Annotated in this window: 19 protein-coding genes; 16 read left to right on the top strand and 3 right to left on the bottom strand. The window is 64.4% G+C overall.

Features of this window, described 5'->3' with window-relative positions; all coding sequences use genetic code 11:
• Nucleotides 1-31: 31 nt before the first annotated feature.
• Together AC1DW2_RS13720 and AC1DW2_RS13725 are read left to right on the top strand one after the other, a co-directional pair.
• Nucleotides 32-157, top strand: coding sequence for a hypothetical protein (locus AC1DW2_RS13720; protein ID WP_256376444.1), 126 nt, complete (start codon nt 32-34; stop codon nt 155-157).
• A gap of 56 nt (nt 158-213) precedes the next feature.
• The gene (locus tag AC1DW2_RS13725) at nt 214-423 is read left to right on the top strand and encodes a hypothetical protein (protein ID WP_477006323.1); all 210 of its coding nucleotides are present in this window, start codon (nt 214-216) and stop codon (nt 421-423) included.
• A 32-nt stretch (nt 424-455) separates the two neighbouring features.
• Here AC1DW2_RS13725 and AC1DW2_RS13730 read toward each other — a convergent pair whose 3' ends face one another.
• Complete coding sequence (locus tag AC1DW2_RS13730; protein WP_477006324.1) at nt 456-1,625, bottom strand: GAF domain-containing sensor histidine kinase; 1,170 nt, start codon at nt 1,623-1,625, stop codon at nt 456-458.
• A gap of 103 nt (nt 1,626-1,728) precedes the next feature.
• On the opposite strand from AC1DW2_RS13730, the gene AC1DW2_RS13735 reads away from it, so the two are divergent.
• Nucleotides 1,729-2,112 carry a response regulator gene (locus tag AC1DW2_RS13735; protein WP_071908878.1) on the top strand — a complete coding sequence of 128 codons (384 nt, stop codon included), beginning with the start codon at nt 1,729-1,731 and terminating at the stop codon, nt 2,110-2,112.
• 21 nt (nt 2,113-2,133) lie between these two features.
• On the opposite strand, the gene AC1DW2_RS13740 is transcribed toward AC1DW2_RS13735, so the two are convergent.
• Nucleotides 2,134-3,405: an MFS transporter gene (locus AC1DW2_RS13740; RefSeq protein WP_477006325.1), complete on the bottom strand. Its 1,272-nt coding sequence runs from the start codon at nt 3,403-3,405 to the stop codon at nt 2,134-2,136.
• 299 nt (nt 3,406-3,704) lie between these two features.
• On the opposite strand from AC1DW2_RS13740, the gene AC1DW2_RS13745 reads away from it, so the two are divergent.
• From AC1DW2_RS13745 to AC1DW2_RS13800, 12 genes are all read left to right on the top strand, one after another.
• Nucleotides 3,705-5,030, top strand: a complete 1,326-nt coding sequence (locus AC1DW2_RS13745; RefSeq protein ID WP_477006326.1) for a UbiA family prenyltransferase — start codon at nt 3,705-3,707, stop codon at nt 5,028-5,030.
• Between the two features lie 117 nt (nt 5,031-5,147).
• Entirely contained in the window at nt 5,148-5,762 is a 615-nt protein-coding gene (locus AC1DW2_RS13750; protein WP_071908880.1) for a ribonuclease D, read from the top strand.
• Between the two features lie 146 nt (nt 5,763-5,908).
• Nucleotides 5,909-6,640: an LPS export ABC transporter periplasmic protein LptC gene (gene lptC / locus AC1DW2_RS13755; protein WP_477006327.1), complete on the top strand. Its 732-nt coding sequence runs from the start codon at nt 5,909-5,911 to the stop codon at nt 6,638-6,640.
• A gap of 5 nt (nt 6,641-6,645) precedes the next feature.
• The gene (locus AC1DW2_RS13760) at nt 6,646-7,362 is read left to right on the top strand and encodes an LptA/OstA family protein (RefSeq protein ID WP_477006328.1); all 717 of its coding nucleotides are present in this window, start codon (nt 6,646-6,648) and stop codon (nt 7,360-7,362) included.
• 246 nt (nt 7,363-7,608) lie between these two features.
• Nucleotides 7,609-8,616, top strand: coding sequence for an LPS export ABC transporter ATP-binding protein (gene lptB / locus AC1DW2_RS13765; RefSeq protein ID WP_477006329.1), 1,008 nt, complete (start codon nt 7,609-7,611; stop codon nt 8,614-8,616).
• Between the two features lie 90 nt (nt 8,617-8,706).
• Nucleotides 8,707-10,320 carry an RNA polymerase factor sigma-54 gene (gene rpoN, locus AC1DW2_RS13770; RefSeq protein WP_063980190.1) on the top strand — a complete coding sequence of 538 codons (1,614 nt, stop codon included), beginning with the start codon at nt 8,707-8,709 and terminating at the stop codon, nt 10,318-10,320.
• 84 nt (nt 10,321-10,404) lie between these two features.
• Complete coding sequence (hpf, locus tag AC1DW2_RS13775; protein ID WP_063980189.1) at nt 10,405-11,004, top strand: ribosome hibernation-promoting factor, HPF/YfiA family; 600 nt, start codon at nt 10,405-10,407, stop codon at nt 11,002-11,004.
• Between the two features lie 221 nt (nt 11,005-11,225).
• A complete protein-coding gene (ptsN, locus tag AC1DW2_RS13780) occupies nt 11,226-11,687 on the top strand; it encodes a PTS IIA-like nitrogen regulatory protein PtsN (RefSeq protein WP_008141251.1) in 462 nt (153 codons plus the stop codon).
• Between the two features lie 322 nt (nt 11,688-12,009).
• Nucleotides 12,010-13,698, top strand: a complete 1,689-nt coding sequence (locus AC1DW2_RS13785; RefSeq protein WP_477006330.1) for a ShlB/FhaC/HecB family hemolysin secretion/activation protein — start codon at nt 12,010-12,012, stop codon at nt 13,696-13,698.
• Nucleotides 13,699-13,717: 19 nt separating this feature from the next.
• On the top strand, nt 13,718-15,577 hold the full coding sequence (locus tag AC1DW2_RS13790; RefSeq protein ID WP_477006331.1) for a two-partner secretion domain-containing protein: 1,860 nt from the start codon (nt 13,718-13,720) through the stop codon (nt 15,575-15,577).
• A gap of 59 nt (nt 15,578-15,636) precedes the next feature.
• Nucleotides 15,637-17,229: an MBG domain-containing protein gene (locus AC1DW2_RS13795; protein ID WP_477006332.1), complete on the top strand. Its 1,593-nt coding sequence runs from the start codon at nt 15,637-15,639 to the stop codon at nt 17,227-17,229.
• 227 nt (nt 17,230-17,456) lie between these two features.
• Nucleotides 17,457-18,569, top strand: a complete 1,113-nt coding sequence (locus AC1DW2_RS13800; RefSeq protein ID WP_477006333.1) for a tetratricopeptide repeat protein — start codon at nt 17,457-17,459, stop codon at nt 18,567-18,569.
• Between the two features lie 187 nt (nt 18,570-18,756).
• Here the strand turns inward: AC1DW2_RS13800 and AC1DW2_RS13805 are convergent, their stop codons facing one another.
• Entirely contained in the window at nt 18,757-19,395 is a 639-nt protein-coding gene (locus AC1DW2_RS13805; RefSeq protein ID WP_085405011.1) for a TetR/AcrR family transcriptional regulator, read from the bottom strand.
• 280 nt (nt 19,396-19,675) lie between these two features.
• Here AC1DW2_RS13805 and AC1DW2_RS13810 point away from each other — a divergent pair, with 280 nt between their 5' ends.
• Nucleotides 19,676-20,479: an SDR family NAD(P)-dependent oxidoreductase gene (locus AC1DW2_RS13810; RefSeq protein WP_477006334.1), complete on the top strand. Its 804-nt coding sequence runs from the start codon at nt 19,676-19,678 to the stop codon at nt 20,477-20,479.
• Nucleotides 20,480-20,499 lie beyond the last annotated feature (20 nt).

The following is a 20,499-nucleotide window of genomic DNA, read 5'->3' on the forward strand; positions in this document are numbered from 1 at the left end:
GTGCTAGATTATAGATGTAGGGATCAACAGGATGCGCGTTTTCATTATTGCCTGTCTGTTTGCCGCTGTTGTCGCACTCGGTGCCGCCGGCATCCTTGATCATTTCGTCCAGGAGTCCGCGACGACGGCGTTTGCTGAGTCGAGCGCCCGCGTTTAGCGGTCATTATTGTTTGTTAGGCTTTCTGTTCTCCACATAGACGTGGGAGACGCCATATGCGCCGGTCGCTGATCGCTTGTTTCGTCGTTGCAGCTCTGATAGCCGCTTCTGCCCTGATCTTCAGGACGCAACCTCGCTCGATAGAGCTATCCGCCGCGGCCATGCCGTCCTTGGTCGAGCTGCACGCCATGGCGGGCGTCCATCAGCTCGCGGATCAGGAGATCGACGATCAGTCGCTCATTTTCCCGGCCACGGTAAAGCAATAACCTGGCTCCAGACGATCCTGCTCCCGGCCCGCCTAGATCGGCATCTCGAAAGAGAAGGTCGTTTCGCGTGCGGTCGATATCGCACTCAATTTGCCGCCATGGGCCTGGGCGATTTGCGAAGCAATGTAGAGACCGAGTCCCAGGCCCTGCTGGCTGGGCCGGTCGCCTCGCGTGTATGGCTTGAAGAGGTTCGCCAGCGCCTTTTCGGAGATTGGCGGGCCTTCGTTGGAAACCGTCAGCCCGAACGTTCCGTCAAAGGTTCTGGCTACGACGTGGATCGGTCTATCCTGGTCACCGTGCGTAATTGCATTGCCGAGCAGGTTCGAGAAAAGTTGGCCCATCTTGCTCCGATCACAGCTGATGGGCTCTTCGATCTGGACCGATGAACTGATCGTCACGGTCGGCCACGCCGTCCTGAACTCCGCGATGATTTGCTCCAGCACCGGCGTCAACGGCAGCGTCGCGTCTCGCTTGATCGTGAGGCCTCCGCCAAGTCGGCCTCGCGCGAAGTCCATGACGTTTTCGACGATGCCGGCCATGCGATAGACGGCCTTTTGAACGCCAAGCGCGATTTCGGGCGCCCGCCCGGTGTCGAGGTTCTTCAGCAGCACGCGCATGCCCGCATCGACGGCTGCGAGGGGATTACGAAGATCGTGTCCCAATACGCCGATGAACTGCTCGCGCAGCTCGGCCGTTTTTCGCTCGTCGACGAGATCGGCCTGGCTCCGCTCCAGACGTTGATTGAGTTCGAGCTGCGCAGCGATCAGTTCCGCCAACAGCTGAAACGTGTCGAGGATTTCAGGCGTGCGAAGTTGTCGAGGCGTGGGGTCGATGGCGCACAGCGTCCCCCAAACGGTTCCGTCGATCAGGACGATGGGAGCCGAGATGTAGCTGCGAAATCCATACATGGCCGGTGTCGGATGATTGCAGAAGACGTCGTCCGTCTGCACATCGTTGATGACGACCGTGTTGCCGTGCTGCCGGATCTCGTTGCAGATGGTCGTCTCGACACGCAGTTCTCCGCCCGGCTCAAGGCCAAAGGCGATGCTGTCCCGAACGGCGCAGCAAATCCATTGATCTGAAGTTACGCGCGCTATGGCGACGAAGCCCATGCCCGTTATGCGTGCGGCCAAATCCAGAACTTTGGGAACTGCCCCAATCTGCTGGACGGCATCCACGTCCGCCTTGATGTCAATTACCATGGTGAACCCTAACGCCCTACTCTAACAAACGCGATCCTTTGCAAGACGTTCGGTGGAACAAAGAAGCCGTTCAAACCTTATGCTCGGTTATGCCGGAGCATAAGTGTCCAATCTCAGCCAGCATAGGGACGTGATCCTCATCGTGGAAGATGACTTCCTCATCCGCGTGAACGCGGCTGACATGGTGCGGGATATGGGCTTCGATGTCTTCGAGGCGGCCGACGCAGACGAGGCTGTCAATCTGCTGGAGACGGAACCGGCGATCACCGTCGTCTTCACAGACATTCAGATGCCCGGCTCGATGGATGGCCTTCGGCTGGCGGCGGTGATCAGAGATCGATGGCCGCCCGTGCGGCTCCTCATTACGTCCGGCCAAGTCAGCCCGGCAGCGGATGACATCCCGCTCGGGGCGAGGTTCATCCCCAAGCCGTATCTTCCTGCGCAGCTTCACGACCAGCTTGAAATGCTGGCCGGCGGGCGGGCATAGCGGGCTTTTCAAGCCGAGCCCTCAGACCACCCGTCTCCCGGTCCGCTCCGCCACCGCCTTCTGCACAAAGTACATCGCGACCAGCGAGACGATTGCCGACGCGACGACGACGTAGCCGATCCGGTCGAAATGGAGCAGCGAACCATCCGGTTGTTGCGCGATGATGACGGCGGCGAGGACCGAACCGAGCCCCCCGGAGAGCTGCTGAAGCGACGCGCTGACCGCGCTGAACGAGCCGCGCTGGCTGGGGTCGGGGATCGCCGACATCAGCGCCTGCGACGGGATCATGCGCGAGAAGATGCCGACGAACATCAGCACGTTGACGAGGATCGCGGTCGCGAGCGAGACGTGGCCGAGATGGGTGTAGATCAGCACCATGATGACAGACACCACGCTGCCGAAGACGAAGGTCGGGTACTTGCCGAACGCGTCGCTCGCCCTGCCGACCAGCGGTCCCGTGACGATGCTGAACAGGCCGGAGACGAGATAGATCGTCGGCAGATGCAGGATGTCGATGCCGAGATTATGCACGGTGAAGGCGCTGGAGAACGGCATCAGCATGTACCCGCCCGTCGCTAGCAACGTCGTGACGGCGAAGGCCAGCGTATAGCGCGGCTGTCCGATGGTCGCGATCAGATGGCGGAACGGGTTTCTGTCCTGCTTCAGTTTCAGATGCGCGTCGACCGGCTCCATCGCGAAGGCGATGACGGCGATCGCAACGATCGACAAGCCGACGATCGCAACGAAGCAGACATGCCAGTTCCAGTGGTTGGCGAGAAACAGCCCCGCGGGAATGCCGAGCACCTGGCTCGCGGCGAACGCCGTCTGGACGAAGCCCATCACGCGGCCGCGCAGGTGCAGCGCGAACAAATCGGTGATGATGGCCAGCACGACCGAGCCGATCACGCCGCCGAACAATCCGGTCACGATCCTGCCGAGCAGCAGCACGTGGTAGGTCTGCGCGGCGGCACAGAGCAGGGTCCCGAGCGTGAAGCCGACATAGAAGAACAGCAGCAGGCGCTTGCGGTCGAAGCGATCGGCGAAGCCCGCGGCCAGGATCCCCGACAGTCCCGCGCTGAACGCGTAGGCCGACACCGCGACGCCGAATTGTCCGGCCGTGATGTCGAGCGCCGGCATCAGGATGGCGCCGAGCGGCGACATGATGATGAAATCGAGAATGATCGTGAACTGCGTGAACGCAAGCAGCGCGATCAGGAGCGCCTGGTAGCGCGTAAAGCCGCGCTGGCGTTCCTGTTGGTCGTCGATAGGCGCAGCGAGCGTCTGTTCGGTCATGACACCTGATTTCATTGTGGGCGGGGCGGGCGAGCGCGCGAAAACTGGCAGATGGGGTCGGCCGGGAGGATTTTCACGGGGCGCGCGGCAAAAGCCCTGCCGGAACATGAAGCTGGCGCCGGGTTGTGGGATCCATGCAACAGCAGGGTGCATGGTTTGGGCCTGGCATCTCCCGGGGGCCGCCGGCCCTCCCCTCGGTTAAGTCGCCCTTAGCGAATGCCCCCTAGGCTCTCGGCCGTCCATTTCCCTGCTCCCCGGCCTCAGGGCCGGTCATGTTGCGGCCAATAGAGCGTTTTCGGATGGAGCAGCCTGCCTGGCACTACGATTCGGGCGTCCCCACACCGTCGGCGGTCCCCGCCGCGGCGCGGACGCTTGTCATCGATCTCGAAGGCGCCCTGCTCCGTTCCGAACTGCTGCTGGAAGCGCTGTTCTCCAGCCCCGGCCGCCTGCTGGCCCGCTTCGGCGCGGGCGGACGCCCGGGCATGGCGGCGCTCACGGATATCCTGGCGCAGGCCGAGCTCGACTACGCCCATCTGCCCTATGATGCCGACGTGCTGAACCAGGCGCTGGCGGCGCGGGCGCGGGGCGAGACAATCTATCTGGTTGCCAGCCGGTTTGCGCACCATGCGGCGGGCATTGCCGCGCATCTCGGGTTCGATGGCGTCGTTGCGCCGGCCGATCTCGCGGCGGCTGACCGGCTGCCGTTCGACCGCGCCTCCATGGAGCGCATCGAGACGCGCAGCAGCAGCCGTGCCAGCCTCAAAACCTGGGCGCAGGCGCTGCGCGTCTATCAATACGCCAAGAACACGCTGGTGTTCGTGCCGGCGATCACGGCGCATCAGATGAATCTTGCGACGCTCGGCTACGCGTTGCTGGCGTTCCTGGCGTTCTCGGCCTGCGCGTCGGGTGCCTACCTGATGAACGATCTGCTCGACCTCGCCGCCGACCGGCAGCATCCGACCAAGCGCCATCGCGCGCTGGCGGCAGGTCGACTGCCGATGTCCTCGGCGCTGCTTGCGATTCCCGCGCTCTGGCTGCTCGCGGTTGCGGCCAGCCTCTGCATCTCGCCTTTGTTCCTCGGCGTGCTCGGCGGCTATCTCGCCACCACGATCGCCTATTCGCTCGCGCTCAAGCGCAAGATGCTGGTCGACGTCGTGACACTCGCCGGCCTCTACACGTTGCGCATCATCGCCGGCGCGGTCGGCGTCGGCGTGGTGCTGTCGGAATGGCTCTTGATCTTCTCGCTGTTCGTGTTCACCTCGCTCGCCCTGATCAAGCGCTTCAGCGAGCTCAGCATGCGCGAGAGCGCCGGCCTCGCGGATCCCTCCAACCGCGATTACAGGATCACCGACCTGCACATCATCGGCGCGATGGCGGCGGCGAGCGCCATGAACGCGGTGACCGTGTTCTCGCTCTACGTCTCCTCCTCCGCCGTGACGCCGCTCTACAGCCGTCCCTGGATGCTGTGGCTGCTCAATCCGCTGCTGCTCTACTGGTTCGGCCGCGCCCTGATGATGGCGCATCGCCGCGAGATGCCCGACGACCCGATTCTCTACACTTTTCGCGATGGTGCCAGCCGCACGACGGTGGCGGCGATGATCTGCATCATGCTGGCGGCGATCTGACCGCGCCCCGGCGGGAACAGCTGCCGCTTGCGCCGCCCGCCGCCAGTGGCTACATCGCGGGCAATCCGATTAGCTTATGATGCCGACCGACCAATTCGATTGAGGTTTTGAAACGCCATGACCGTACGCCTGCATCGCGGCGACCTGCCCGACCTGTCCCGCTACACCGGAGCGGTGGCGATCGACACCGAGACCATGGGGCTGAACCCGCACCGCGACCGGCTCTGCGTGGTGCAGCTCTCGCCCGGCGACGGCAGCGCCGACGTGGTGCAGATCCCCAAGGGTCACACCGACGCGCCGAACCTGAAGGCCCTGCTGGCCAATCCCGGGATCACGAAGATCTTCCACTTCGCGCGGTTCGACGTCGCGGTGCTGTACCAGACGTTTGGCGTCATGACCGGCCCGATTTATTGCACCAAGATTGCCTCGCGCCTGACCCGCACCTACACCGACCGGCATGGCCTCAAGGACCTCGTGCGCGAGGTGCTCAATGTCGACCTCTCCAAGCAGCAGCAATCCAGCGACTGGGGTTCCGACAGCTTGACCGAGCCGCAGCTCGCCTACGCCGCCTCCGACGTGCTGCACCTTCATGCCCTGCGCGAGCGGCTCGACGCCATGCTGGTGCGGGAGGGCCGCACCGCGCTGGCAAAAGCCTGTTTCGACTTCCTGCCGACCCGCGCTCTGCTCGATCTCCAGGGCTGGGCGGAAGAGGACATTTTCGCGCATTCCTGAGGCCTCGGGCCGCTGTTAGCTTAGGGCTGCCGCCCCGTTTCGGACACTTTCGTGCGGCCTGTCGCAGGCTGCATATTCAGGCGGCGCCGGATACAATGGCGTGCGCCCGTCAACCGGACGAGACGAGCGACACCTCGGGAGCTCAGGTGAATTCGGCCCAGAATCCAACCTACGACGCCGCGCTTGCGGCGAAGTTTGCCAGCGCGGCGCGCCACAGCCGCCTGGTGCGGATTCTGCGCATCGCGGTGCCGGTGACGGTGGCTGCGTCCATGGCCGCGATCGTCGCCGTCTCGACCTTCCTCAATCCCTTCCAGATCCCCGTGAAGCTCGACTCCGGAAATCTCGTGGTGACGGGCACCAAGATCACGATGGAAACGCCGCATATGTCCGGCTTCACCCCGGACCAGCGGCCCTACGAGCTCTGGGCCAAGACCGCGACGCAGGACATCACCGACCCCGATCATGTCGATCTCAATGATTTGCGCGCAAAGGTGCTGATGGAAGACAAATCCACTTTGCTGCTCGATGCGCGCACCGGCCGCTTCGACAACAAGCAGCAGCAGCTCGACCTGCACAAGGACATCTTCCTGCGCACCTCGTCCGGCTATGAGGCGCGGCTGAACTCGGCCTTCGTCGACATGGGCAAGGGAACGGTCTCCTCGGATGAGCATGTCGACGTCAAGCTGACCAACGGAACGCTGACCGCCGACCGGCTGCGGATCACGGAAGGCGGCGACGTCATCCGCTTCGAKGGCAATGTGGTGATGCATCTGGACAAGCTGGATGACCCCGCCGCTGCCCAGCCTGCGCCGGCCGAGCAGCCCGCGCCGCCGGTGAAGACACGCACGCCTCAGAACAAGTCTGCCAATTCAAAGTGATTTTCATGGTGAGATTCTTTTCGCGCAACGAAGACAAGCGGTGCGCCATTCTCGGTGTGGCCGCGCTCGCCGTCACGGTCGCGCTGGTCGCAACCGGTGCGGCCATCGCGCAGAGCACGATGCAAGGCGTGCCCAACGCAATGCAGGGCTTTTCGCAAAACCGCGACCAGCCGATCCAGATCGAAGCCGCCTCGCTCGAGATGCGCGACAAGAAGAAGGAGGCGACCTTCTCCGGCAATGTGAAGGTCATCCAGGGCGACACCACCATGACCTCGAAGACGCTCGTGGTGTTTTACGACTCCGGCGGCGGCGACAAGCCGGCCGCGCCGCAGCCCGCGGCGAWGGGGACCAAGGCTGCGCCGATGCAGTCGGCGCAGCCGGGGCCGGGCGGCAGTTCCTCGATCAAGCGGCTGGAAGCGCGCGGCAATGTCGTCGTCACCCAGAAGGACCAGGTGGTAACAGGCGAGACCGCCGTGTTCGACACCAAAACCAACCTCATCACCATGCTCGGCGGCGTCGTCCTCACGCAGTGCAGGAACGTGCTGCGCGGCGACCGTCTGGTGGTCGACATGACCACGGGCGTCTCGCGGGTGGAATCCGACAGCGGCAGGGTGCAGGCATTGCTGCCGCAGGGCGGCAGCAATGATTGCGGATCGGGGAGCCCGGGCAAGCCCGCTCCTGCGCCGCCGCTGCAATTGCCCGGCGCAGGCAAACAAAAGTAAATTCCTGAAGTAACTTCAAGCGCTTGGGCCAGATTCTCCCGATCCGAGGTTGAAGCTTGCCCGGCGAGGCTGTATCTAGCGCGAAGGGCTTTCCAAGCGGGGTTCGCCGCTTTTCGGGCGTGTTTCACTGGGCATGAGACATCCCTTCACTCATGCTGTGCTGGCGAATCGCAAGGCCGGTGCGGCAGATCGCGGGATCACGCGCGGATCATCGCGCAGGATTGTCGTGAAAGGCTAGAAGGCGGGATGGTCGATCTCTTCAGCATGTTCCGTCGGCGCCCCGCCAAGCGCGGCCGGCCAGGATTTGCGCGCCAGGACATCACCGCCCTCGGTGACAGCGTCGGCGGTCTCGTGCCCAGCCCGGTGCGGGATGCATCGCCGATCGCCCGCGACCAGATGCGCGCGCCCGACCATTTCCAGGCCGACTACCAAGCCGACTACCAGACCGAACCGCCGCGTGCCCAGGCGGTGCATCCCGTGAGGGCCGCCAGCAGGCCTAACGGCGCCGGCGGACCGCAGCTTCTGAAGCGGCCGGGTTTCCTGGCTGTGCATAGCGTGGAAAAGAGTTTCGGCAGCCGCCAGGTGGTGCGCGGCGTCAGCATCTATGTGCGCCGCGGCGAAGCGGTCGGCCTGCTCGGCCCGAACGGCGCCGGCAAGACCACCGTGTTCTACATGATCACCGGCCTGATCAAGCCCGATTGCGGCGCGATCGAGCTCGACGGCCACGACGTCACCAAGCTGCCGATGTATCAGCGCGCGCGGCTCGGCATCGGCTATCTGCCGCAGGAAGCCTCGATCTTTCGCGGCCTTACCGTCGAGCAGAACATCCGCGCCGTGCTCGAAGTGGTCGAGCCCTCGCGCAAGAAGCGCGAGCAGCAGCTCGACTCGCTGCTCGACGAATTCAACATCACGCGCTTGCGGAAATCGCCGTCGATCGCGCTGTCGGGCGGCGAGCGCCGCCGCGTCGAGATCGCGCGCGCGCTGGCGACGCGTCCGAACTACATGCTGCTCGACGAGCCTTTCGCGGGTATCGATCCGATCGCGGTCGGCGACATTCAGGACCTCGTCCGCCATCTCACCAACCGCGGCATCGGCGTGCTGATCACCGACCACAATGTGCGCGAGACGCTCGGCCTGACCGATCGCGCCTATATCGTCTATGCCGGTGAAATCTTGACCGAGGGTAGCCCGGATGAGATCGTCGCCGATCCCGACGTTCGCCGGCTTTACCTTGGCGAGGAATTCCGCCTCTAGCCCTTTTTTCCCGTTCGTCAAGCCGTGTACATCGTGCCAAGACTAGGATAAGCAAAAATCGGACCAACTTTTGGGATCGGTTCTTGCTTCATGGCGCTCACGCAGAGATTAGAGTTCCGGCAATCGCAGTCGCTGGTCATGACGCCGCAGCTGATGCAGGCGATCAAGCTGCTGCAATTGTCCAATCTCGATCTCACGACCTTCGTGGAAGAGGAACTCGAGCGGAACCCCCTGCTGGAGCGGGCCAACGACGAGCCGCCCGCCGGTGAAGCCCCGGCCGAGACCGGCCAGTTCAGCGATTCCGACGGTGGCCACAACGACGAGCCGGGCGGCGGTCCGGGCGAGGCGTTCGAGCCGGGCCAGGAAGAATGGATGAGCAAGGATCTCGGCACCCGCGCCGAGATCGAGCAGACCCTGGATACGGGCCTGGACAACGTCTTCTCCGAGGAACCGGCCGAGGCCGCCGCGCGCAACGCCCAGGATGCGGCGCCGACCACCTATACCGAATGGGGCGGCGGGGCCTCCGGCGACGAGGACTACAATCTCGAAGCCTTCGTCGCCGCGGAGATCACGCTCGGCGACCATCTTGCCGAGCAGCTCTCGGTCGCCTTCACCGGCCCGGCGCAGCGCATGATCGGCCAGTACCTGATCGACCTCGTCGACGAGGCCGGCTATCTGCCGCCGGATCTCGGCCAGGCCGCCGAGCGCCTTGGCGCATCGCAAGCCGACGTCGAGGACGTCCTTGCCGTGCTGCAAAAATTCGATCCGCCCGGCGTCTGCGCGCGCAATTTGAGCGAATGCCTGGCGATCCAGCTCCGCGAGCTCGACCGCTACGACCCGGCGATGCAGGCCCTCGTCGAGCACCTCGATCTGCTCGCGAAGCGCGACATCGCTTCGCTGCGCAAGCTCTGCGGCGTCGACGACGAGGACATCGCCGACATGATCGGCGAGATCCGCCGCCTCAATCCCAAGCCCGGCATGAAGTTCGGCTCGGCGCGGCTCCAGACCATGGTGCCCGACGTCTATGTCCGCCCGGGCCCGGATGGCGGCTGGCATGTCGAGCTCAACAGCGACACCTTGCCGCGCGTGCTGGTCAACCAGACCTACTATTCGCAACTCTCGAAGAAGGTCGGCAAGGACGGCGACAAGTCCTATTTCACCGACGCGCTCCAGAACGCGACCTGGCTGGTGCGCGCGCTCGATCAGCGCGCCCGCACCATCCTGAAAGTTGCGACGGAGATCGTGCGCCAGCAGGACGGCTTCTTCACCCATGGCGTGGCGCACCTGCGGCCGCTGAATCTGAAGGCCGTTGCCGACGCCATCCAGATGCATGAATCCACGGTGTCGCGCGTCACCGCCAACAAGTACATGGCGACAAATCGCGGCACATTCGAATTGAAATATTTCTTCACGGCTTCGATCGCCTCCGCCGACGGCGGCGAGGCGCATTCCGCCGAGGCCGTGCGCCACCACATCAAGCAGCTGATCGATTCGGAAGCGCCGTCGGCGATCCTGTCGGACGACACCATCGTGGAACGCTTACGCGCCTCGGGAATTGATATTGCCCGCCGCACGGTCGCGAAGTACCGCGAAGCCATGCGCATTCCCTCTTCGGTGCAACGCCGCCGTGACAAGCAGAGCGCTCTTGGTAACGTCCTCTCCACCGCAATGCCCGATCGCTCCCGCAACACCGAGCCGGCCTGATTGCGCTGGCGCGAAATCGCGCTACTCTCGATCCCCCATCGAGACCGATCCAAGCTGGGCACTTAAAACCAAGCGAGGCATCACATGACCCTCAGAATCTCGGGAAAGAGCGTCAGCGTCGGCGACGCCCTGCGCGGCCGCGTGACCGATCGGACCGACGAGGTCCTGCGTAAATATTTCGACGGGAACTATTCCGGCCACATCACCCTGAGCAAGGATGGCTTCGGCTTCCGCACCGACTGTGCCCTGCATCTTGATACGGGAATTACGCTGGAGGCCGATTCGAACGCGCCGGATGCCTATGCCAGCGCCGACCAGGCGCTCCTGATGATCGAGAAGCGGCTCAAGCGCTACAAGAGTCGGCTCAAGGACCGCTCGGCCCGCAAGGCCCATGTCGCCTCCGCAGCGCTGGCCGCCATGGACGCCACGAGCTATGTGCTGGAGGCGCCGGGCGAGGGTGAGGACGAGGACGAGGTCACCGGCTACAGTCCCGTCATCATCGCCGAGGCCACCACCTCGCTGAAGCAGCTGTCGGTGAGCGAGGCGGTGATGGAGCTGGACCTCAGCGGAGCGCCCTGCCTGGTATTCCAGCACGGCTCCAGCGGCCGGGTGAACATCATTTACCGCCGGGCCGACGGCAATGTCGGCTGGATCGACCCGCCGGGGCCCAAACCGGACGGTTAAGGGCTGGAACCGGCCCCCGTACCAACCGCAGCCCTTAACAATGAGCGGGGCAAAGCCGCACGCAGCAGTTGGCACCGGGATTGCGTTGGAGTAGAAGCGCCCCACATCAGGATCGGGGCTAAGTCCCCCTCCTGCTTCACCTTCTTGATGCCGGCCAGGCATGGTTTGACCAAGCTGGCCAATTCGGAACCTGACGGTTTAATTCACCTCGGAAACCTTCCATGCCGATTACCGATCTGGTCGCACCCGAGGCGATTCTCCCGGCATTGAAGGTCAACAGCAAGAAGCAGGCGCTTCAGGAGCTCGCGGCCAAGGCCGCCGAGCTGACCGGGCAGAACGAACGCTCCGTGTTCGAGGTGCTGCTGCAGCGTGAGAAGCTCGGCACCACCGCGGTCGGCTACGGCGTCGCCATTCCCCACGGCAAGCTGCCCAAGCTGGAAAAGATCTTTGGCCTGTTCGCGCGACTCGATCGCCCGATCGATTTCGAGGCGATGGACGGCCAGCCGGTCGATCTCGTCTTCCTGCTGCTCGCGCCGGAAGGCGCCGGCGCCGATCACCTCAAGGCGCTCGCCCGCATCGCCCGCCTCCTGCGCGACCAGGACATCGCCAAGAAGCTCCGCGCCTCGCGCGACGCCCAGGCGATCTATTCGGTGCTGGCGCTGCCGCCTGCGACCGCGGCGTAACGTCGCCTGTCCTCGTCGTCCGCCGAGAAGCGGAATCGATCCGCGCAATTGCCAATGTAGGCCGGCCATCTCCGTAGCATGCGCGCGGGATGTCGTGATCTCGTACTAGCCGGCAAGAGACCGCGAAAAATTTCCCCAGTTGAGACGTCCGGCACATCGCGCCTTGTCGGAGTCCGCTAAAGACGCCCACGAACGCAAGTGGCGCTAGGATCGACGCGCCGTCCTGCGCTTTCGCTGAGGTCGTTACCTATCGCCCGAAGGTCGGGCCCGTAGGATGAAAGTGGTTGGCGCGGTGCAGAGCAGGGCTGTTGTGGTGGGGCTAGTGATAGCAGGTACCGCAGTCCCGGCCGTCGCGCAGGATGCCGGATCGCTGCTCCGCGAGATGCAGCGGCAGCAGGAGATGCAGCGGCAGGAAAGGCTGCCGTCCCCTGGCGAGATTCGACCGCAGCAGGCGCCCGCCGCCATCCCCGACCGGGGCGAGCGCATCATCGTGAAGGGCGTTCGCTTCACCGGCAAGGTGGAGCTGCTGCCACAGGCCGAGCGCGAGCAACTCGTTGCCTCGGTGCGCGGCAAGCGGCTCGGCATCAAAGGGCTCTATGCGCTGGCCGATCAGGTGACGGCCGTGCTCCAGGGCCGCGGCCGGTTGCTGGCGCGCGCGCTGCTGCCGCCTCAGGATATCACCAACGGCATCGTCACGATCGAGATCGCCGAGGGCGCGCTCGAGACCATCACGCTCGATCGCGCCAAGGGCGTGCGCGTGCGTGAGGACCTGTTGCGCGCGATCATCGAGGGCCGCGTCAAGTCGGACGGCGTGACGCGGCAGGATCTGGAAGACGCGCTGTTGCGGATGAACGACCTGCCGGGCGTGTCGGTGCATGCCAAGCTCGCGCCGGGTGACGCGCCGAACACCAGCAAGCTCGTCGTCGGCGTCGCGCAGGCGCCCATTCTCGGGGGCGGTATCTGGGCCGATAATTACGGCAGCTCCAACGTGGGCAAGGCGCAGGGCAACGGGCTCATCTCGCTCACCGACGTGTCCGGCTACGGCGACCTGACGCGGCTCTCCGGCACGGTATCGCAAGGGCAGGAGTACGGCTCGCTGGTGACGAGCGTGCCGCTCGGCGCCAGCGGCTTCATTGCCAATGCGAGCTACGGCTATCTCGACTACCACAATATCGACGCCATCGGCAGCGCCCTCGGTCTCACCGGTTTTGCCCATTTCGCCAATGGCGGCATCGACTACAGCCTGATCCGCTCGCGCGATTTCAACCTCCAGCTTGGCGGCACCGTGACCTGGAAGGCGCTGGTCGACGACAGCATCGTCGGAAAGCTTCAGGACAAGCGCTCGACCGCCGGCACGCTCAGCCTCAACGGCGACCGGCGCGACGCGCTGCTCGGCGGCGGCATCACCAACTGGTCGGTGAGCTGGACTTTTGGCGACCTCGATCTCTCGCGCCTGGCGAGCGCGCTCGCGGCGGACCAGGCTGGACTCCGGACGCAAGGGCCGTTCAATCGGATCAATGCCTCGGTTGCCCGGCTTCAGGCCTTGCCCGGCGACTTCGCACTGTTCGGTCGCCTCTACGGGCAATGGGCCGACAAGAACCTCGATTCCTCGGAAGATTTTGCGCTGGGCGGCCCGTTCGGCGTGCGCGGCTATCCCGTCGGCGAGGCGCGCGGCGATATGGGCGTGCTCGGCACGCTGGAGCTTCGCTACAACGCGCCGCTGCCTGTGCGCTTCGGCAGCCTGCAACTCGCGAGCTTCCTGGACGGCGGCTACGTCAAGATCAACGTGTCGCCGAACGGCATCGCGCCGGTCACTGTCTGCGGCTGCAACGATTACGGGCTCGCCAGCGCCGGCCTCGCCGCGCGCTGGACGCGCGAATGGCTGAACGTCTCGGCGAGCTGGGCCCATACGCTGGGCGACAATCCCGGCCGTTCCATCATCACCGGCGCCAATGCCGATGGCGTCAAGGCCAACGATCAGTTCTGGCTGCAAGCTGGCATTCGCTTCTGATGTTTCGAGGGGGCACGCGATGACATCGACCCTGCCGCGGATGCGACTCGCAATCGCGCTATCCGCGACCACGATGCTGACGCCGCCGGCGCTGGCGCAGACGCTGCCGACTGGCGGCCAGGTCGTGTCGGGACAGGCCACGATCAGTCAGTCCGGCAACGCCATGACGATCAACCAGTCGAGCGACCGGATGATCGCCAACTGGCAGAGTTTTTCGATCGGCGCCGGCAACTCCGTGACCTTCAACCAGCCCGGCGCATCCTCGGTCGCGCTGAACCGCGTCGTCGGCCAGGACCCGTCAAGAATCCTCGGCACCCTCAGCGCCAATGGGCAAGTGTTCCTGATCAATCCGAACGGCATCGCCATCGGCAAGACCGGCAGCGTGCAGACCGGCGGCTTCGTCGCCTCCACGCTCGGCATCAGCAACGCTGATTTTCTGGCCGGTCGTTACAACTTCACCGGCAGCGGCGGCGCGATCACCAATGAGGGCAACATCTCCGGCAAGGTGGTGGCGCTGATCTCGCCGAGCGTCAGCAATTCCGGCAGCATCACCGGCAGCACGGCGCTCGCCGCCGGCACCGACGTGCTGCTCGACTTCAACGGCGACGGCCTGCTCTCGGTCGAGGTCAAGGCCTCTACCGTCAAGACCCTGGTCGAGAACAAGGGATTGATCCGCGCCGATGGTGGGCTCGCGATCCTCACCGCCAAGGGCGCGAGCGACGCCATGAAGGGCGTCGTCAACAACACCGGCGTGGTGCAGGCCGCGAGCATCGGCAGCAAGAACGGCCGCATCCTACTGCTCGGCGATGCCAAGCACGGCGAGGTCAATGCCGGCGGTACGCTGCGGGCCCGCTCGGTCGAAACCTCCGCCGCCAAGGTCAATCTCGCCGCCGATCTGAAGGTCGATACGCTGGGCGGGCATTGGCTGATCGATCCCGTCAACATCACCATCGACGCGAACTACGCTGGCGTCTTGCAGACGGCGCTTGCGAGCGGCGACGTGACGGTGACGACCTCGGGCAGCGGCACCGATGAAGGCAACGTCACGGTCAACTCCGCCGTCACCTGGGGCTCGCACATCCTGACGCTGCGGGCCGACAACAACATCGTCATCAATGCGCCGCTGACGTCGACCGGCACGACGAGCAGTGACGGCCTGGTCCTGCAATACGCACAGACCACGGCCACCGGTGGCTACACCATCAACGCTCCGGTCAACCTGGCCGCGGGCAGCCTGTTCCAGACCCAGAAAGGAACTGATGCCGCCATCACCTATGCGGTGATCACCGATGTGAATGCCCTGCAGAACATCAACACCAACCGGTCCGGTAACTATGTGCTGGGCGCGAACATCGATGCCAGCGCGACGGCGGGTTGGAATGGTGGCGCCGGCTTCACACCGATCGGCGGCATCGGCGATATCAGCAAATATTTTTCCGGCATTTTCGACGGGCTCGGTCACCGCATCAGCAACCTGACCATCAACCGGCCATCCAGCGATAACATCGGCCTGTTCGGCTACATCGATGGCGGGACCATCCGCAATGTCGGATTGGAAGGCGGCAGCGTGACGGGCAACAATTCCGTCGGCGGGCTGGTGGGGTCGAGCGGCCTCTGGGTCTACGGCGGCACGAGCAGCGTCGCTTACAACACCATCAGCAACGTTTACAACACCGGCAATGTGACCGGCAGCGGCGCCATGGTCGGCGGGCTGGTCGGCGACGCCTATACACTACGATCAGCAACTCATATGCCACCGGCACGGTTGCGGGCTATGGCGCCGCCGGCGGGCTGGGAGGGCGCGTCGTCGCCTCGTTCGTCTCCAACTCGTATGCGACCGGCAACGTTTCCGCTAGCTGGGACGGCGCTGGCGGGCTGATCGCGTACAATATCGGCACGTGGATGGGACCGGGCCCCGGGGATTATGCCATCGGTACGGTGAGCCACTCTTATGCCACGGGTACCGTATCCGGCGGCATCAATGTCGGTGGCTTGTTGGGATACAGCAACATCGGTCTCGTCACCGACAGTCACGCCACCGGTAATGTTTCGGGCACCGGCGCAATTGGCGGCACAGGCACATCTGCCGGCGGACTGGTGGGGTTCCAACAGTACAGTCGGGTGGAGCGATCTTACGCCACCGGCAACGTGTCCGGTGTCGATTCGGTCGGCGGGCTGGTGGGAGGCAGCTGGTACGGCGCCGTGGTAAGCCAGTCTTACGCGACCGGCAATGTGTCCGGAACGCGTTCGATTGGCGGGCTGGTCGGGCGCAGCAATGAAGCCGTTTCGGTGCTCGATTCCTACGCCACGGGAGCGGTTTCAGGAAATTCCGAGGTCGGCGGGCTGGTGGGGGTGAATCAGGAAAGCCATGTGAGCCGAAGCTACTTCGCGGGCACCGTGTCGGGAACCAGCAATGTCGGCGCGATCGTGGGGATGAATTGGGATGGCGGCGACGTCACCCAAAGCTATGCGAACAGGGAGACATCGGGGCAGAGCGCCGCCTGTGGCGCATCTTTCGGCGGCGGCATCTGCGATGGCGGCATGCTCACCACGGCCCAGCTGCGCGATCCCTTCACCTTTATCAACAACGGCTATGACTTTGCCGCCGTCTGGGGCAAGTCCGTCAGCGGCGCCAACAATGGCATGCCGGTGCTGCGCGCGTTCGGCGACACCGTCTACGATGCCTATGTCAACGTCGCGGGCTCGGCCAGCACCACCTATGGCACGCTGGCCTCGCTCGGCGGCTTGACGATGACCGGTGTGAACGCCAATCGCGTCACGCTCGGCTGGGGCAGCGCAGTCACCACCGCATTGGGCGCGGGCAGCTACAATCTCAGCGGCCCCGACGTTCTCAGCGCGACCGGCTCGGGCGGCGCGGTCTATGTCGGCTTGGTCGCGGTCGGCCTCACCATCGACAGGGCGCCACTCACCATCAGCGCCAACGCGTCCAAGACCTATGACGGCCTCGCCTTCTCCGGCGGCAGCGTCGCTTATTCCGGCTTCATGAATGGCGAGACTGCATCCGTGCTGTCGGGCACGCTTCTTTATGGCGGCACGGCGCAGGGCGCGGTGAATGCCGGCCGCTACAGCCTGACGGCGTCGGGCCTCTCCTCGGCCAACTATGCGATCACCTATGTCGACGGTTCGCTGACCGTCAACAAGGCGCCGCTCACCATTGCAGTCAACGGCGTCACGAAGAATTACGACGGCGTGCCGTTCTCCGGCGGCAGCGCGATCTATTCCGGCTTCGTGAACGGGGAGGGGCTGTCCGCGCTGTCCGGCACGCTCGTCTACGGCGGCTCGGCCCAGGGCACGCGAAATCCCGGGGTCTACGGCATCGCCGCCTTGGGGCTGACATCCGCGAACTACGACATCACCTATGTCGACGGCCGGCTCGCAATCATTCCGCGCGACGCAGGCGCCTGCTCGCTTGGGGCCGGGGGCAACCCGGTCTGCGGCGCCACTCCGCCCGATCCCGCTGCGCCCCTCGGCCTGAACGACCAGGCGCCGATCGAGGTCGTGCTGCGTTAGAGCGCTCGGTAGCGGCGTAATCGCTGCACGTCACGCGCAGCTACGCCGGCAAGGGCGTCCTGCGCTACGCCTGGTGAGACCGCAGGGGCGGCCCTCATCCGTTCGAACCGAAGCCCCGCCGTCTGCGACTTATTTTCGCAGCCGGGCGCTGTGATGTTTCTCCGCCGGGTTCGATCGTCGCCCGCTTGCGCGACCCGGCGCGGCTTCGGTGCAGGATCTTTTGAGCCATGAATTGCGGTTCGATCGGCCGGATTTTCGGTCTGCTTTGCTCGGTCACCATTGCCGTGACGGTTGCCGTCCATGCCGACGAGACGTCCAACGACCGCGTCATCGCCGAAAAGACCGAGATCATTGCGGCTGATCCGACCAACGCGGTTGCCTACGAGCTGCGTGGCGAAGCCTGGTACCTCAAGCGGGACAAGGATCGCGCCTTCGAGGACTGCGGCGCCGCGATACGGATCGATCCGAATTTCGGGCGGGCTTACAACTGCCGCGGCCGCGCCTATTCGGCGAAGGGCGAACGGGATCGCGCGTTGGCCGATTACAACGAGGCCATTCGCCTCGATCCCGGCTACGGACCGTCCTACACCTCCCGTGCCCTCGAATATTTCAACAATCGCGACTTCGATCTGGCGATCGGCGCGTTTACCGAGGCCATCGAACGCAATCCTAAGCAAGCCTACTTTGCTCTTATCAAGAGAGGGGAAGCGTATGCGGCGAAGCGCGACTCCGATCATGCCGTCGCCGATTACAACGAGGCGATGCGGCGCAATCCCGCCGCCGCATGGCCCTACGAGCTGCGAAGCACCGTCCATTTCGACAAGGGCAAGATCGACGAGGCTCTCGACGACTGCAACACCGCCGTCCGTCTGGAGCCCGGGAGTGCTGGCGGTCATTATTGCCGGGCCATCGTTCTCCTGAAAAAGGACGACACCGACAGCGCCATCCGCGAGCTCGATGACGTCACGAGGATCATGCCTTCCTTCGAGAAAGCCTACTTCGTTCGCGCAACCGCCTGGCGCAAGAAGGGCGATGATCGTCGCGCCATTGCCGATTTCGACGAGGGCATCCGGCTGCAGCCGGGAAATTCGATGGCCTACAGCAATCGCGCCAGCACGCTGCGCGACATCGGAGAGCACGCCCGCGCGCTCGCCGACTACAATGAGGCGATCCGGCTCGATCCCGGCAATCAGGTCGCTCTGGTCAATCGCGGCATCCTCTACATGAAGCTGTCCGACGCCAAACATGCGCGCGCCGATTTCAATAGCGTGCTCGCACTGCCGCCGGGCGACCAATGGGCCGCGGACACGGCGCGCGAAGGACTTGGCTTTTTGAAGTGATGCGAGAGCAGGGCCGCGCTGCAACCCTACTCTCCGTCATTGCGAGGAGCGAAGCGACGAAGCAATCCAGAATCTCTCCGCGGAAAGATTCTGGATTGCTTCGCTGCGCTCGCAATGACGAGGAGAGCGCAGGCGATCTATCACCCGAATGAAAGCGCCACGCCTTCGCCGGCGCCGCTCGTGCGCGTCAGCAGACCGTCGGCAGCAGGCGCCGGACTTCGTCGAGCAGTTCGGGAATCGCCGTCTTGTCACCCGCGAGGTGCTTGAGCAGCGCACTTTGGAATAGACCGTCGAACAGCGCATAGAGCGCGGCGGGCGACGATGCCGGCCGCTTGCCGCCGAGCTCGGCATAGCGGGAGGCGATGCGCCAGATCATCGCTTCCAGGCTCTTGTCGATCTCGAGTACATCCTTGCGAAACGCCGCCTCGAACATCGCCTGCGAACGCAGGTCGTACCAAAGGCGGTGCATACGGGCTTCGTTCTGCAGCGTTGCTGCGAGCTTGGCGAGGAAACCCTCCGTCAATTCGTCGCGGCTCGTTGCTGTCGCGACGACATCGTCATATCGCGTCACGCACTTCGCCTTGTAGTGGCGGACGCAGCAGCAGATCAGGTCGAGCTTGTCGCTGAAATAATAGTGGAACACGCCGTGCGTGAACGCCGAGTTCTGCGCGATTTCGCGCAGGCTGGTGCGTGCGAAGCCGAGCTCTCCAAGCGTTTCGAGCGCGGCCTCGGCAAGCTCGACGCGCCGCGCGTTGAACTTCTCGTCGCGCAGCACCTCGGCCGCATCAGCCACACGCCGGGCCGCTCCCGTCACCTGCCGCGCCATCTTGTCCTTATCCTCAGTCCCGTTCTTTCAAGGACTTATACCGCGTCGACCGCGGAATGCTCCATCCCCTCACAACCACTTCCTTTGACAACTGTCAAATTCGTTCTTGACAAGTGTCAAGATTTTGGCGGAGGTTCGGACCAAGAATTTGGACAGTCGTCAAGACGTCCGACCATGGAGGAACGCTTCGCTGGGTGCCGCCGAAAGGCCTGCGCCCATCGACTTGGTGCGCGCCGATTGGCGCAGCACGAATCGATCACCAGCAACGGAGGAGTGCGTCATGAGTGGGAAGAGCCTTGCAGGCAGGAAAGCCCTGGTCACCGGCGGTGCCCGAGGAATCGGGGCGGCCATCGCGCAAGCGCTGGCGCGAGCCGGCGCCTCGATCATGATCGCCGACATCCTGGAAGAGACCGGCCGCGCAAGCGCAGCCGCTATCGCGAAGGAAGACGTCGCCACGGGCTTCGTCCAGCTCGACGTCACCGACGACGATCAATGGGAGCGGGCGGTTGCCAAGACCGTCGCAACCCTCGGCGGCTACGACATTCTGATCAACAATGCCGGCATCGAGATCACGTCGCTGATCTCCGAGGTCAAGGCCGAGGACGCGCGGCGGATGTGCGACGTCAATATCGTTGGCACCGTGCTCGGCATGAAGCACGCCTTCCGTGCCATGCGCCCGGGCGGGCCGGCCGGCAAGGGCGGCGCCGTCGTCAACATCGCCTCGGTTGCGGCAACGATCGCCTTCCCGAGCATCGCGGTCTATTCGGGCACCAAATCCGCGGTTGACCGCATGACGCGGGTCGGAGCGATGGAAGCCGGCAAGCTCGGTTTCGGCGTGCGCGTAAACTGCATCTATCCGGGCCTGATCCCGACCGACATGGGCATGCAGCTCGCCAACGACATCGTCAAGGTCGGGCTCGCGGCTGACGTCAACGCCGCAGTCGGCTCGGTGGTGGAGCAAACCCCGCTCGGCCGTCTCGCCGAGGTCACGGACATCGGCGATGCCGCGGTGTTCCTGTGCTCGAACGAGGCGCGCTTCATCACCGGCATCGGACTGCCGGTCGATGGCGGCATGGGCATGTAGCAACAAAGCGGACAACAAGC

Source organism: Bradyrhizobium sp. P3_C3 (genome assembly GCF_056402655.1).